This window comes from Wenyingzhuangia heitensis, from assembly GCF_011762155.1.
Taxonomy (GTDB): Bacteria; Bacteroidota; Bacteroidia; order Flavobacteriales; family Flavobacteriaceae; genus Wenyingzhuangia; species Wenyingzhuangia heitensis.
In genome coordinates this window covers 1,162,623-1,177,999 of the sequence record NZ_JAASQL010000001.1, presented here as the reverse complement: position 1 = coordinate 1,177,999, position 15,377 = coordinate 1,162,623, and the positions used below count along the sequence as shown (strand labels likewise).

Genomic DNA, 15,377 nt, shown 5'->3' with positions numbered 1-15,377 from the left:
ACTTTACCCTCTATAAATTGTGATAAACTATGCCTATTACTATTGATTCAAAAAAAGAACAAGAACTTACATTTAATCAGTTTAAAGAAGAAATTCTTAATGATTATTACATAGCTGTACTTAGCCGTGAATGTAGTTTATTGGGAAGAAAAGAAGTATTAACAGGAAAAGCGAAGTTCGGAATTTTTGGAGACGGTAAAGAATTACCTCAAATTGCCATGGCAAAAGCATTTGAAAAAGGAGACTGGAGATCAGGATATTACCGTGACCAAACTTTTATGTTAGCTCTAGGAGAATTAACACCTCAACAGTTTTTTGCTGGTTTGTATGCACATACAGATATTAAACACGAACCCTTTGCTGCAGGTAGACAAATGGGAGGTCATTTTGCCTCACATAGTTTAGATGAAAATGGAGACTGGAAAAACTTAACAGAACAATACAATACCGCATCTGATGTTTCTTGTACCGCTGCACAAATGCCTAGATTGGTAGGTTTGGCTTATGCTTCTAAACTGTATAGACAAGAAAAAACAGTACAAACAGGTTACGAAAAGTTTAGTAAAAAAGGAAACGAAGTTGCCTGGGGAACTATTGGAAATGCAAGTACAAGTGAAGGACACTTTTTTGAAGCTATAAACGCTGCTGGGGTTTTACAAATTCCTATGGTTGCTAGTATTTGGGATGATGAATACGGAATCTCAGTACACCAAAAACACCACACAACAAAAGAAAACATATCCGAAGTTTTAAAAGGTTTTCAAAGAGACGATAACACTAAAGGAATTGAAATATTTAACGTAAAAGGTTGGGATTATTCTAGCTTAATAGAAGCCTATACAAAAGCCTCTCAAATAGCAAGAGAAGAACATGTTCCTGTAATGATTCACGTAGATGAGGTTACACAACCACAAGGACATTCAACTTCAGGTTCTCACGAACGTTACAAAAGTGCAGAACGTTTGCAATGGGAAAAAGATTTTGATTGTATTAAAAAAATGCGTGAATGGATTTTAGATTTTGATTTGTCTGAAGACGATTCTGATTTAAGATTGGTTAAAAGTGAAGACGAATTAATTGCCATAGAGAAAAAAGCAAGACAAGAAGTTTCTGCTGCTAAAAGAATTGCATGGCAAGCATTCATCAAACCCTTAAAAGAAGAACAACAAACCTTACTTACTATTTTAAACAAAGTAGCCGATGAAAGTACTAACAAAAACTTTGTTTTAAAATTTAAAAACGACTTAGAAGATTTAGCAGAAGTACACCGTAAAGATATTTTTGGTGCTGCAAGAAAAATACTGAGCTATATAAGAGAAGAAAACATTCCAAGTAAAGCACTGTTGCAAAATTGGATGCACAAAAACTTACCTATTGCTCAAGAAAAGTACAGTTCTAAATTATTAAACGATTTTGGAAAAGGAGCTTCTTCTATCACAGAAAAGCTACCTACTTATGCAGATACAAAAGAAATTGTAGATGCTAGAATTATTATTCGTGACAACTTTGATGCACTTCTAAAAAAACACGATAATCTATTTATTTTTGGTGAAGATGCAGGTAAAATTGGAGATGTAAACCAAGGATTAGAAAGTTTACAAGACAAATACGGAGAGTTACGTGTTGCTGATACTGGTATTAGAGAAGCTACTATTATGGGGCAAGGTATTGGAATGGCCTTACGTGGATTACGTCCTATTGCAGAAATTCAATACTTAGATTATATTTTATATGCTGTACAAACGCTAAGCGATGATTTAGCTTGTTTACGTTACAGAACTTACGGTAAACAAACAGCTCCTTTAATTGTTAGAACCCGAGGACACAGACTAGAAGGTATTTGGCATTCTGGGTCTCCAATGGCTTTAATATTAAGTTGTTTAAGAGGAATGCATTTATTGGTCCCTAGAAACATGACCAAAGCAGCTGGTTTTTACAACTCTTTGTTACAAACAGATGAACCTGCCATTGTGATAGAAAATCTAAACGGGTATCGTTTAAAAGAAGAAAAACCAAATAATTTAGGTGAATTTTTAACACCTATAGGGTATTCTGAAACCATTAAAGAAGGTACAGATATCACTTTAGTTTCTTATGGCTCTACCTTAAAAATTGTAATGGAAGTTGCACAACGAGAATTGGCACAAGTAGGAATTAATGCAGAAGTGATAGATGTCCAAAGTTTAATGCCTTTTGATTTAGATCACAATATTTCTTACAGCGTTTCTAAAACAAACCGTTTGGCTATTATTGATGAAGATGTTCCTGGAGGTGCATCTGCTTATATTTTACAAAAAGTGGTAGATGAACAAAATGCCTATCAACATTTAGACAGCAAGCCTATTTGTATTTCTGCACAAGAGCACAGACCTGCTTATGGTAGCGATGGTGATTATTTTTCTAAACCGTCTCACGATGATGTGTTTGAAAAAGTATATGCTGTTTTTCATGAAGCAAACCCTAGTAAATTCCCTAAGTTGTACTAAAAACATTCTTGTAGCATTGTTAATCAACTTATTATTTGATAGTGAAAAAACTAACTAGGAGAACTTTTATAAAAACTGGAATTTTATCTACCCTAGGCTGTCTATTTTTAGATACTTTTTGGTTTGAAAAATATGTAATTGATTGGAATTATTTTGACATTTCAAAATCGGAAAGTAATAAAATAAAAATTATTCAAATATCTGATTTACATTTTAACTCTTTAAAATATTTTCATAAATCCATTGCAAAAAAAATCAACATCCTAAAACCCGATTTATTATTTATTACTGGAGATTCTGTAGATAAAACTGAAAAAATAGACTCTCTAAATACGTTCTTAAATCTAATCGATTATGCTATTCCTAAATATGCAATTACAGGGAATTGGGAATATTGGGGCAATGTTGATTTAAACAAACTAAAACATACGTTTCTAAAAAATAACTGTGATTTGTTAATCAATCAAAATAAAACTCTTACTATAAAAAATCGTAGAATTTCTATTATAGGTATTGATGATTTTATAGGAGGAAATGCTGATTTTAAGAAAGCCATTATAAATAAAGAACCTTCAGACACTACTATTGTTCTATCTCATTGCCCAGAACATAGGGATGTTATAGCTCAACAAAAAGGAAACTTAACTATAGACCTAGTACTATCAGGTCATACCCATGGAGGACAAATTACCTTTTTAGGATTTGTCCCTTTTAAACCACCAGGAAGCGGAAACTATTTAAAAGGCTGGTATAAAGACTCAGATCCTAAAATGTATATTTCTAAAGGAGTTGGAACAAGTATGCTCCCTATTAGATTTGGTGCTAGAGCAGAAATGGTGGTTATGGATATTTAAAATTATTTCTCTTTTTAAGTAAATAAATTCCAACAACACATTCCGAGCAACGCTCTTTATCACAATATTCTTTTTTAAGTGTTAACAATGCTTGGGTTTGCAAAGCAGCATTGGTCTTAACTCCTAATTGATTAAATTTAGAAATGACACTATTCTTTTCAACAGGGATTTCATACATCAAATCCAATAAAAAACTTGTATCTTTTCCTTGGTTTTTTGCATAAAAAAACAACATTGGAACCACTACATTCATCAACAATAAATTGACAAATGCTTTACTAATTTGTTTTGAAGATTTTTTAGAGGGCTTATCAAAATTATAATGCAATTGCCAATAGGTTTCCATTTTAATTGTAAAAAATTCATGATAACTTTTTAAATTTCCATCTAGATTTAAAATACTCGCAAATACCGTTTTATGTTTTTCGTAGAAAGCAATCAACTGAGCCAATCTAATGGTAGGAAAATTAGGTGGTCTACAACCATAAAAATTAAGTCTAGCCAACTGTAAGTTTCCTAATTGATGTTTTTGTTTCTGAAACGTAAATTCTTTTTTCAATAACTCATAATACCCATCTTCAACACTTTTCTGTGCTAAGAGACCAACCAGTCCAAATAAAAACGAAGTTGTTGTTTTATTTGCTATTTGTTTTCTTACAATAGTATAATCAACCTGAGAAAAAGCGTTTAAAAAAATTTCTCCATTTACATTTCCTCCAAAATATTTTGCCATCAACAAAAACAAAGCAGCTTCCCAGTCTTTATTTGTTTTTAAAAACACTCTTTCTATTTCACCTACTTTACGCTCTAACCTTTCTACATACAAACGCTCTAACCATCCTGATAATTTAAAAGTATCAAAATCTTTTAATTTCGATTCGCAAAAAATCCATTGCTTAGAATTCCCTATCAACAATTTGTAATTCTCTAAAACATCAGAGTCCATCTGTTTTTTTAATTCTAAAGTGGGAATACTATTACTGTGTTTATCAAAAATTTCTACATCATGCTCATACACTACATGTAAAATTACGTTTTGGTAATTAATATCTTCTTGATGTTGATGTACATACCAATCAGAAGATTTTACATGAATCTCTATAGTACCTGCCCATTTTTGGCCACCAATCTCAACCACTGCATTCCCAAAATCGGGTCCTTGTAAATGATTTAAAATTCCTTTCTTATGTATTTTTAAAGTTTGTTCATCAGTGGTTAACAAATCAACCGTTTTAAACAGTTGCTGTTCCCAAACTAAATGTAATAAAGACTCTTTCATAGCGTTGTAGAATCTGGTTGAATACAGTAAGTTAAAAAATAAATACCTTATTTTTGCCAACACACAAGATTTTTCACATGAATATAATAGAAAGCCTTAAATGGCGATATGCAACCAAAAAATTTGATACCACTAAAAAACTATCAAAAGAACAATTGCAAACCTTAAAGGAAGCTTTTAATTTAACAGCTACTTCTTATGGATTACAAACCTTAAGTTTGGTTATTGTAGAAGATAAAAAACTTAGAGAAAAGTTGCTACCCAATGCTTTTAACCAAAGTCAGGTAGTAGATGCTTCTCACTTACTTATTTTGTGTTATCCGGACAATTATGATGGTAAAGATGTAGCTAATTATTTTGATAGAGTAGTTTCAGAAAGACAAACTCCTGAAGATGTCATCAAACCTTTTAGAGATTTTTTAATCAAAGATTTTGATGAAAAGAGTACTGAAAATAAACATATCTCTTTTGCCAAACAGACTTACATTGCCTTGGGAAATTTACTAACTGTCTGTGCTTTAGAAAAAATTGACTCTTGCCCTATGGAAGGATTTATTCCCGCCAAAGTGGATGAAACCTTAAACTTGGCTGACAAAAACTTAAAATCGGCATTGTTATTACCCGTTGGTTTTAGAGCAGATGACGATTTTATGGCCAAAGAAAAAAAGATAAGAAAACCATTATCAGAAATTATTATAGAATTATAATGAACAATACCTTGTCACACATAGAACCTAAAGAAATTTGGAAACACTTTAGTGCTATTAACGCAATTCCTAGAGCATCAAAAAAAGAGCAAGCCATATCTAATTTTATGGTTTCTTTTGGTCAACAATTAGGTTTAGAAACCAAACAAGACAACGCTTTAAATGTAGTCATAAAAAAACCTGCTTCTGTTGGATTTGAGAACAGAAAAAAGGTGACTTTACAATCACATTTAGACATGGTGCATCAAAAAAACAACAACACTGTTTTTGATTTTGAAAACCAAGGAATTGACATGTATGTAGATGGTGATTGGGTAAAAGCAAAGGGCACTACTCTTGGGGCAGACAACGGTTTGGGAGTGGCTGCAATTATGAGCTTATTAGCAGACAATACGATTCAACACCCCGAACTTGAAGCCTTATTTACTATAGACGAAGAAACAGGAATGACAGGTGCTTTTGAACTACAGCGTGGCTTTATTTCTGGAGATATTTTACTGAATTTAGATACTGAAGAAGATGATGAAATTACCATTGGTTGTGCTGGTGGTATAGATGTTACTGCTACAAAAAACTACACTCCTACTCCAATATCTACAAATAGTAGTTGTTATCAAATTACAGTAAACGGATTAAAAGGTGGTCATTCCGGAATTGAAATTCACAAAGGATTAGGAAACGCAAATAAACTAATCACAAGAGTATTATTTGAGTTGCAAAAAGAACTCAAATTTGAATTAATTTCTTTAAAAGGAGGAAGTCTTAGAAACGCAATTCCAAGAGAAGCAGTTTGTGTAATTGCTATAGAAAACTCTAAAAACACAAAAGAAATTTTTAATACAATTACCAACAGCATTCTAAAAGAATGGCGAGTAAAAGAAGAGCAACTATCTATAGAACTACTTTCTACTAAAAATAGTGATACGAGATTAGACACAACAACTCAATTAAACTTAATCAACACGTTATACGCTTGCCACAACGGAGTTTACACAATGGATGCTGCTATTTTAGATTTGGTAGCAACCTCTAACAATCTTGCTTCTGTGAAAGTTGATAATGGAATAATTACCATCGCTTGTTTAACAAGATCTTCTATAGATACTGAAAAACAAGATTTGGTAAATCAACTAACTGCAACTTTTAACTTAGGTGGCTTTACAGTTAGTACCGATGGAACTTATCCTGGTTGGCAGCCCAACCCTAATGCTAGTATTCTAGGGGTTATGACCTCTATATATCAAAAATTATTTAAAGCAGAACCTAATGTAAATGCCTGTCATGCAGGCTTAGAGTGTGGAATTATAGGAAAATGGTACCCTGCTATGGAAATGGTCTCTTTTGGGCCTACAATTAGAGGAGCTCACTCTCCTGACGAAAGAGCAAGTATTGTATCCACTCAAAAGTTTTGGAAATTTTTAAAGGAAATCTTAAAAAACATCCCAGAAAAAGCATAATAATTTAACAAAATCCTTAAAAAGAACACATTCTTTGGTATTATAATTGTTAATATCTTAACTTTTAGTTACACACAATTAATTGTACTTTTACAAGCAACATAAACTACATGTATTCATGGGAAAAATTATTGCCATTGCTAATCAAAAAGGAGGAGTTGGAAAAACAACAACTTCTGTAAATTTAGCAGCCTCACTAGGTGTATTGGAAAAAAAGGTTTTGATTATTGATGCCGATCCACAAGCGAATGCAACCTCTGGTTTAGGTATAGACATAGAAACTGTTGAAAAAGGGACTTATGAAATTTTAGAGCATACTTGTACTGCACAAGAAGCTATTATAAAAACCAATTCGCCAAACGTAGATATTATTCCAGCTCATATTGATTTGGTTGCTATTGAAATTGAATTGGTAGACAAAGAAAATAGAGAATACATGTTAAGAGAGGTTTTAAAACCAATTAAAGACCTGTATGATTTTATTATTATTGATTGTGCTCCGTCTTTAGGGTTAATCACCTTAAATTCATTAACAGCAGCAGATTCAGTAATTATTCCTATTCAGTGTGAATATTTTGCGTTGGAAGGATTAGGAAAATTATTAAACACCATTAAAAGTGTTCAGAAAATACACAACGCTTCTTTAGATATAGAAGGGCTTTTACTAACTATGTACGATTCTAGATTAAGATTATCAAATCAGGTAGTAGAAGAGGTTAAAAAACACTTTAGTGATATGGTTTTTGAAACCATTATACAACGTAATATTCGTTTAGGAGAAGCTCCAAGTTATGGAGAAAGTATTATTGCTTATGATGCCACAAGTAGAGGTGCCGTAAACTATATTAACTTAGCTCACGAAGTGATTACAAAGAATTAAACATATGGCAAAAGCAACAAAAAAACAAGCTTTAGGTAGAGGTCTTTCTGCTTTATTGAAAGAAAACGACATGAGCGTTCGCAGTGCTAATCATGAAAAAGCTACTGAAATTATAGGAAGCATTATTGAATTAGAACTAGAACAAATAGAGGTCAATCCTTTTCAGCCTAGAACTTTTTTTGATGAAGAAGCTTTACGTGAATTAGGAGAATCTATTAAAATTTTAGGCGTTATTCAGCCAATTACGGTTAGACGTTTAGATAACGATAAATTTCAGTTGGTATCTGGAGAAAGAAGATTTAGAGCCTCTAAATTAATTGGTAATGCAACAATTCCTGCATACATACGTTTAGCTAATGACCAAGAAATGCTAGAAATGGCCTTGGTAGAAAATATTCAACGTAAAAACTTAGACCCTATAGAAGTTGCCTTATCATATCAACGTTTAATAGACGAAATTAACTTAACTCAAGAAGAATTAGGTGGTCGTGTAGGTAAAAAAAGATCTACAGTTACCAATTATTTACGCTTGTTAAAATTAGATCCAATCATTCAAACAGGAATGAGAGATGGTTTTGTTAGTATGGGACACGGTAGAGCTTTGATTAATTTAGACAACAGTCTAAAGCAATTAGAGATTTATGAAAAAATTTTAAAAGATGGATTGTCTGTAAGACAAACCGAAGCTTTAGTTTCTCAACTAAAACAGAACAAAGCCACTAAGACACTTCCTGTTGTTCCTAACTTTGTAAAAAACAACGAACAAACTTTCAATCGTTTTTTTGGTCAAAAAGTGGCTATTACTGCTAATGACAAAGGAAAAGGAAAAATATCTATCTCTTTTAACTCCGAAGAAGAATTTAATCAAATTAAAGCCATTTTAAACTTAGGTGAATAATCGTTCTTTCATAATCATATTAATAGCTCTTTTCTTTCATTTTTCTTCTTTTAGTCAAGAAAAAAACGAAGGTAATTTATCTATGGACAGTAAAGCTTTTTTAGATGATCAAGAGAGTTACAATGCACTATCGCCCTCTAAAGCTGCATTTTACTCTGCTATTATTCCCGGGCTTGGGCAAGCATATAACGGTCGTTATTGGAAAATACCGATTGTATACGGAGCCTTAGCCATCCCGACGTATTACTACTTTAGAGAACAAAAAACATATAACAGATATAGGAAAGCCTACAAACAAAGACAAGCGGGTAAGGTTGATGAATTTAGCATATCAACAAATTTTAAAACCACAGAAACATTAGAAAACGCACAAAAGGGATTGCGCAGAAATAGAGATATTTCTCTATTCTTTTTTATAGGATTGTATGCCTTACAAATTATAGAAGCTAGCATTGATGCTCATTTACTACAGTTTAATACAACTCATAATATTTCTATATTTCCAAATATAGAAAATGAAACTTCTACAAATAAGGATTATATTGCACTTTCTTTAAACCTTGATTTTTAAAGCATTAATAACAATACCTAACAAGTAAGAAATCAAATGAATAATCCTTATTTTATAGCACTTATACTAACTCTTTTCTTCTTTCATTTTTCTTCTTTTAGTCAAGAAAAAAACGAAGGTAATTTGTCTATGGACAGTAAAGCTTTTTTAGAAGACACAGAAAGTTTTAATCCGTTGTCTCCGGCCAAAGCAGCATTTTATTCAGCTATTGTTCCTGGACTTGGACAGGCATACAATGGTCGTTATTGGAAAATACCGATTGTATATGGAGCCTTAGCTAGTAGTTTGTATTACTATAGTATAAACAACAGATCTTATAAAAGATACCGAAAAGCATTTAAACAAAGACAAGCTGGTCAAACAGATGAGTTTATCAATACGTTTTCTACTGAAAGTTTAGAAAGTGCTCAACAAATTTTGAGAAAAAACAGAGATACTTCTTTATTAACTTTTGTAGGTTTGTACGCGTTACAAATATTAGAAGCTAGTATAGATGCGCATTTGTTACAATTTAATATATCAGACAATATAACATTCGACCCTAAGTTGATGCAAGAACCTTCATCACAAAAAAATTACGTAGGGTTGTCTTTAAATCTAAATTTTTAAACATGAAAATAGCATTATTAGGATATGGAAAGATGGGACAGACTATTGAAAAAATAGCTGTTAGTAGAGGACATGAAATCGTAGTAATTGTAGATGAAAACACAAAAGAATATGATATTACATTAGCCGATGTTGCTATTGATTTTAGTGTTCCTAATGTAGCTGTTAATAATATTTCTAACTGTTTTAACAACGGAGTACCAGTCGTATCGGGAACCACAGGTTGGTTGTCAGATTATGACAATATGGTTGCTTTGTGCAATGAGAAAAAAGGAGGTTTTATATATGCTTCTAATTATAGTTTAGGGGTTAATATCTTTTTTGAGTTGAATGATCAATTGGCTAAAATGATGAAAAACCTTTCACAATATAATGTGACTATGGAAGAAATTCATCACAAACAAAAATTAGACGAACCTAGCGGAACTGCAATCACCTTGGCTGAAAGTGTTATAGAACACACCAAATACAAAGGTTGGGAGGTTGATAAAGCTACTGAGGAAGTAAATATTCCTATCAAAGCTATTCGTAGCCCAGAGGTTCCGGGTACACATACTGTTGATTACACATCTGAAGTAGATAGTATTGAAATTAAACACACCGCACACAACAGACAAGGTTTTGCTTTAGGTGCTGTTATAGCTGCTGAATGGTTGGTAGATAAAAAAGGAGTTTTCTCTATGAGAGACGTACTAGGTTTATAATTACAAAACAAAAAACATGAATTGGATTTTATTCTTTTTAACAATACAAGTATTACATTTTCTAGGTACTTATAAATTATATAAAAAAGCAGGTAAACAAGCATGGCAAGCAGCTATTCCTGTATACAATGCTGTGGTATTAATGGATATTATAAAACGTCCTAAATGGTGGGTATTTATTTTATTTATTCCTGTAATTAACTTATTGATTTTTCCAGTAATATGGGTAGAAATTGCAAGAAGTTTTAGAAAATTTGATACCAAAGATACTTGGCTGGCTATATTATCTTTAGGATTTTATAATTTTTATTTAAGCTATGTAGTTTTTGAGGATTTAAAATACAACGAAAATAGAAGTATTAAACCACCTAGTAAAACAGGAGAATGGGTAAGTTCTATTACTTTTGCTGTAGCAGCAGCAACATTTGTGCATACTTATATTATGCAACCTTTTACCATTCCTACTTCTTCTTTAGAAAAATCCTTATTAATTGGAGATTTTCTATTTGTAAGTAAATTTCATTACGGAGCTAAAACTCCTATTAGTCCGCTTGCCTTACCAATGGTTCACGATTCTATTCCAGGTACAGGACTACGTTCTTATATTAAAGGAATTGAATTACCTTATTTTAGATTACCTGGTTTTCAGAAAATAAAAAGAAATGAAATTGTAGTTTTTAACTGGCCATCGGATACACTTGCATTAATGTGGGGAGATCACTCTGGTAAATTCACCTACAAACCTGTTGATAAAAAAACCAACTATGTAAAACGATCTGTGGGAATTCCTGGTGATAGTTTAGAGGTTAGAAATGGTTATGTGTTTATTAATGGAAAACAAACTGTTTTGCCAGATAGAGCTAAACCACAGTTTAACTATTATGTAGACACCAACAAACCTTTTAGTAGAGATGAGATTGTACATACTTACAATGTAAATCCAGACGAGGCTTCGGTTTTAAATAGAGAAAGAACCAAATATTTCATCAACTTAGACAAAGAACATGCTTTGTTAATGAAAAATGATCCTAAAGTAATTTCTATCAAAAGAAGCATAGACCCTAAAGGGAATTATGACCCTGTAGTATTCCCTCACGACCCTCAATATGCTTGGAGTCAAGATAACTATGGACCTATTTACATTCCTGCTAAAGGAGATGTCGTGACCTTAAACAAACAAACTCTTCCTTTTTATAAAAGAATTATATCTGAATACGAGCGTAATAAATTTGAAATAAAAGACAATGGTGATATATATATTAACAATATAAAAACAAACACATATACCATTCAGCAAGATTACTATTGGATGATGGGAGACAACCGACAACGTTCTTTAGATGCTCGTTATTGGGGATTTACTCCTTTTGATCACGTAGTAGGTAAACCTGTATTTATTTGGATGAGTTTGGATCAAAACGAAAGTGCTATCAACAAAAAAATACGTTGGGAAAGAATGTTTACAACTGTACATGGAGAAGGTACACCTAAATCTTATTTCATCTATTTTATTGTGTTTTTAGGATTGTATTACCTAGGAAAAGAAGTTTACAAAAGAAGAAAAAAATAACATGTCAAAAAACATCGTTGTTCAGCCAGCGTATTTTGCTCCAATAGCACAGTACGCTGCTATTATACAATCTGCTAGCACTACTTTTGAGCTACACGATCATTTTACCAAACAAACTTATAGAACTCGTTGTTATATATATGCAGCCAACGGAAAGTTATTGCTAAATGTTCCTGTGACTAAAAGTAAAGAAGCTAAAACCATAACTCCTAACATAGAAATAAACTATGCAGAGGACTGGCAAAAATTACATTTAAGATCTTTACAATCAGCCTATAGTTCTTCTCCTTTTTTTGAATATTACGAACATGATTTAATAACTATATTTGAAAAAAAATATAAATACTTAGCGGATTTACATATGGCTTGTCACCATTTTGTAATGGATGCTTTACAAGAAAAAACAGAAATAACTACCACCAAAGAATATTTAATAAATAGTACAAAAATCGACTTAAGAGATTGGATTACTTTAAAAAAAGAACTTGGTATTAAGTTTGATAGATACATTCAAGTATTTGATGACAAACACGGATTTCTTCCTAATTTAAGTATTATAGATCTTATTTTTATGGAAGGACCTAACGCAATTACTTATCTTGAGAAACTAAATTTAAGTAATGATATCTCTTAAATTTCTTATTCATTATGGATTACATTTTTTAGCTCCTGGAATTATAGCTTATTTGTACAATCCGAAAGAATGGAAAAAAAATTGGCTTATTTTAATAAGTACTATGTTAATAGATTTAGATCATTTATTAGCATCTCCAATATTTGATTCTAATAGATGTAGTGTTGGTTTTCACCCTTTACACAGTTTTCCTGTAATTATTTTATATTTTATACTACTAATACCCAAAAAAACAAGATTGATTGCTATTGGACTTCTTTTTCATTTGCTTACAGATTTAACAGATTGTTCACTTAAATAAATATTTTTTCTCCTAATAAATACTTACATTTGTTAGGAATAGTATCACCTTTAACAACATACATTAATGGAAATATTAATAAATTTCATCAAAGACATCTACCCACTGTCTAATGAAGATTTTCAAAAACTACTGAGTATATCCTCCGTAGTCCCCTACAAGTCAGGAGACCACCTATGCAAACTTGGCAACGTAAACGAAAAAGTTTTTTTTATCCTAAACGGAGTAACTAGAACTTATATGAAAGAATCCTCAGATTCACAGGAAATAAACAAATCTATTTCTTGTTCTGGGAGTATGGCCACTTCTTTAAAATCGGCAATTGATAAATCTCCCGCAAAAATTGCTTGTCAATGTTTAACCGATTGTTTAATTGTAGAGGTTAAAGAAGATGATCTTACTAAATTTAGACAAGAGAGCGTTGAATTTAGTGAGTTTATGTACAGGGCCTTAGAAATTGAATATACTAAACTTGAAGGGGCTCTTATAGATGTTCTATCTAAAGATGCTACAGAAAGGTATTTAATTTTACGCAAGCGAATTAAAAATATTGATCAACTAATTCCTCAATATCACATAGCTTCACATTTAGGAATCACTCCTATTCAGCTAAGTAGAATTAGAAAAAAATTATTAACAGAGTAAAAAAAAAGAGAAGCTTTAAAGCTTCTCTTTTTTTTATTGAATAGATCTTAAATATTTTAATTTCTTTTTGGCTAGTTTTAGTTTGCTCTTTTCTTTTTCTATAGACTGCATGACCATATCTAATAAAGGATTTCCTTTTTTTCCTCCGGAAACAAATCCCAAATTATTTTCTAATTGTTTTAAGTCCTTATTTACAATGTCAACTTCTTTTTTAAGATTGTTTTGCTCATCGTAAAGCTTTTTGCTTTCTAAAGCAGACCAATAAGCTACTTTAATTTTATACTTTAAAAAATCAGCTTCTGTTAAATCTTCAGGAAAAGCACTAGAAGATTTTAACAATAAAGTCTGAATATCTTGATCTATATTATTTTTTTGTGGTGGTACAACTCCAATTTGCACCCAAGTTTTTACAATATCATTAATATTTTCTGTAGTAATTTCTGCAGCAGATATTACTTCTAAAAACTTTACTTTACTGTTATAATTATCTTGTTGCTCTGGTGTTCCTTCTTTTTTAACCGTATTTAGTCGATCAAAATAAGCATCACAAATAGCTTTAAACTCATTCCACAAAGCATCAGCTTGTTTTCTAGGAACAAAACCAACTCTTTTCCATGCAGCCTGAATCCTTTTAAAAGCTTCTGTTGCATTTACCAAATCGTTAGAATCTTTCCATTGTATAGCTTCATCAATTAAGGCTCTTTTTTTAGCCAAAGCTTCGTTGTGCTGTTTTTTACTTTCTTTAAAAAAATCGTTTTTTGCTGTGTTAAAAGCTTTGGTAGATGATTTGAATGCTTCCCATAATTGATGTGTTTTGTTTTTAGGTATTTTACCAATAGCTAAAAACTCATCTTTTAAAACTTCAAAAGCATCAATACTTTTTTTCCAATCTCCAAAAGTTTTGTTTTTACTAAAATCAAAACTTTCTAATTCTTTAATTTTATCAATTTTTTTCACATAATTTTCATCCTCTTCTCTTCTTAAAGCTTCAAAGTGAATGGTTTTTTTATTGTGAATAGCATTGGTAATTTCAGAAAATTCTTGCCAAATAGCTTCTCTAAACTCCTTGGCTACAGGCCCTGTATCTTCTTTCCAAATTTTATGTAAAACTTGTAATTCATTAAAAGCAAATTGTATATCATCATGCTCTAACAATTGTTTTGCTTTTACAATAATTTGTTGTTTTGCTTCTAAATTATGTTTAAAATCAATAGATCTTAAATCATTATTTAAGTGTAACAAATCGTAAAACTGTTCTATATATAAATGATAATTCCCCCAAGTTTCTTGGTATTTTTCTGAGGAAACAGCTCCTATTTCTTTCCAATCTGCTTGTAATTGCTGAAATTCTTTGTAAGAACTAGAAACATCATTTTTTTCAATTAATAACTTAACCCCTTCTATAACAGCTTCTCTTTTAACTAAATTATCTTTTAGGTTTTGAGCTAGTTTTAAGTGGTGAGCATTTTTACTTTCTATATATGTTTTCCATAAACTTTTAAATTCAACCTGTATAGGTTGTGAATATTCAAAATCTATTTCATTACCTCCTTCTTCTATAAAAGCTTGTTTGGCTTTTTCTACCTGTTCATTATACTGCAAATAAAAAGAAGCTCTTATTGCATTTGCTTCCTCTTTTATGTCTTGTACTGGTTTTTCTTTAAGAATTGTTTTCAATCTTTCCACTAAAGCCTCTAACGACATTGTTTTATAATCTACTGATTGAATTTCTTTATCCATTTCTATTGTTGTAATTGTTTAATTTGTTAAAGCTAAAAAATA

General features: G+C 31.4%; 15 protein-coding genes. 13 read left to right on the top strand and 2 right to left on the bottom strand.

Annotated features, from left to right (window positions below):
- The first annotated feature begins 29 nt into the window (after positions 1-29).
- Positions 30-2,486, top strand: coding sequence for an alpha-ketoacid dehydrogenase subunit alpha/beta (locus FHR24_RS05065; RefSeq protein WP_167184803.1), 2,457 nt, complete (start codon positions 30-32; stop codon positions 2,484-2,486).
- A gap of 41 nt (positions 2,487-2,527) precedes the next feature.
- Complete coding sequence (locus tag FHR24_RS05060; protein ID WP_167184800.1) at positions 2,528-3,340, top strand: metallophosphoesterase; 813 nt, start codon at positions 2,528-2,530, stop codon at positions 3,338-3,340.
- Here the strand turns inward: FHR24_RS05060 and FHR24_RS05055 are convergent.
- Positions 3,327-4,619 (bottom strand): DUF2851 family protein, encoded by a 1,293-nt coding sequence (locus tag FHR24_RS05055; protein ID WP_167184798.1) that lies wholly within the window; start codon positions 4,617-4,619, stop codon positions 3,327-3,329. The two genes, FHR24_RS05060 and FHR24_RS05055, sit on opposite strands and share 14 nt — an antisense overlap.
- 77 nt (positions 4,620-4,696) lie before the next feature.
- Between FHR24_RS05055 and FHR24_RS05050 the strand changes: the two genes are divergently transcribed.
- From FHR24_RS05050 to FHR24_RS05000, 11 genes are all read left to right on the top strand, one after another.
- Positions 4,697-5,326, top strand: coding sequence for an NAD(P)H-dependent oxidoreductase (locus tag FHR24_RS05050; protein WP_167184795.1), 630 nt, complete (start codon positions 4,697-4,699; stop codon positions 5,324-5,326).
- The gene (locus FHR24_RS05045) at positions 5,326-6,783 is read left to right on the top strand and encodes an aminoacyl-histidine dipeptidase (protein WP_167184792.1); all 1,458 of its coding nucleotides are present in this window, start codon (positions 5,326-5,328) and stop codon (positions 6,781-6,783) included. The genes FHR24_RS05050 and FHR24_RS05045 overlap by 1 nt, the downstream gene beginning before the upstream one ends.
- Positions 6,784-6,901: 118 nt before the next feature.
- Positions 6,902-7,663: a ParA family protein gene (locus tag FHR24_RS05040; protein WP_167184789.1), complete on the top strand. Its 762-nt coding sequence runs from the start codon at positions 6,902-6,904 to the stop codon at positions 7,661-7,663.
- A gap of 4 nt (positions 7,664-7,667) precedes the next feature.
- A complete protein-coding gene (locus FHR24_RS05035) occupies positions 7,668-8,561 on the top strand; it encodes a ParB/RepB/Spo0J family partition protein (protein ID WP_167184786.1) in 894 nt (297 codons plus the stop codon).
- Positions 8,554-9,132, top strand: coding sequence for a DUF5683 domain-containing protein (locus FHR24_RS05030; protein WP_167184783.1), 579 nt, complete (start codon positions 8,554-8,556; stop codon positions 9,130-9,132). Before FHR24_RS05035 ends, FHR24_RS05030 begins: the two co-directional genes overlap by 8 nt.
- Positions 9,133-9,168: 36 nt before the next feature.
- Positions 9,169-9,741, top strand: a complete 573-nt coding sequence (locus FHR24_RS05025) for a DUF5683 domain-containing protein (protein WP_208412286.1) — start codon at positions 9,169-9,171, stop codon at positions 9,739-9,741.
- 2 nt (positions 9,742-9,743) lie between these two features.
- Positions 9,744-10,445: a 4-hydroxy-tetrahydrodipicolinate reductase gene (gene dapB / locus FHR24_RS05020; RefSeq protein ID WP_167184780.1), complete on the top strand. Its 702-nt coding sequence runs from the start codon at positions 9,744-9,746 to the stop codon at positions 10,443-10,445.
- 16 nt (positions 10,446-10,461) lie between these two features.
- The gene (lepB, locus tag FHR24_RS05015) at positions 10,462-12,015 is read left to right on the top strand and encodes a signal peptidase I (protein WP_167184777.1); all 1,554 of its coding nucleotides are present in this window, start codon (positions 10,462-10,464) and stop codon (positions 12,013-12,015) included.
- A 1-nt stretch (position 12,016) separates the two neighbouring features.
- Entirely contained in the window at positions 12,017-12,649 is a 633-nt protein-coding gene (locus tag FHR24_RS05010) for a WbqC family protein (RefSeq protein ID WP_167184774.1), read from the top strand.
- Positions 12,636-12,950 (top strand): DUF6122 family protein, encoded by a 315-nt coding sequence (locus FHR24_RS05005; protein WP_167184771.1) that lies wholly within the window; start codon positions 12,636-12,638, stop codon positions 12,948-12,950. The genes FHR24_RS05010 and FHR24_RS05005 overlap by 14 nt, the downstream gene beginning before the upstream one ends.
- Positions 12,951-13,016: 66 nt before the next feature.
- Positions 13,017-13,595 carry a Crp/Fnr family transcriptional regulator gene (locus FHR24_RS05000; RefSeq protein ID WP_167184768.1) on the top strand — a complete coding sequence of 193 codons (579 nt, stop codon included), beginning with the start codon at positions 13,017-13,019 and terminating at the stop codon, positions 13,593-13,595.
- A 33-nt stretch (positions 13,596-13,628) separates the two neighbouring features.
- Here FHR24_RS05000 and FHR24_RS04995 read toward each other — a convergent pair whose 3' ends face one another.
- The gene (locus tag FHR24_RS04995) at positions 13,629-15,335 is read right to left on the bottom strand and encodes a DUF349 domain-containing protein (RefSeq protein ID WP_167184764.1); all 1,707 of its coding nucleotides are present in this window, start codon (positions 15,333-15,335) and stop codon (positions 13,629-13,631) included.
- Positions 15,336-15,377 lie beyond the last annotated feature (42 nt).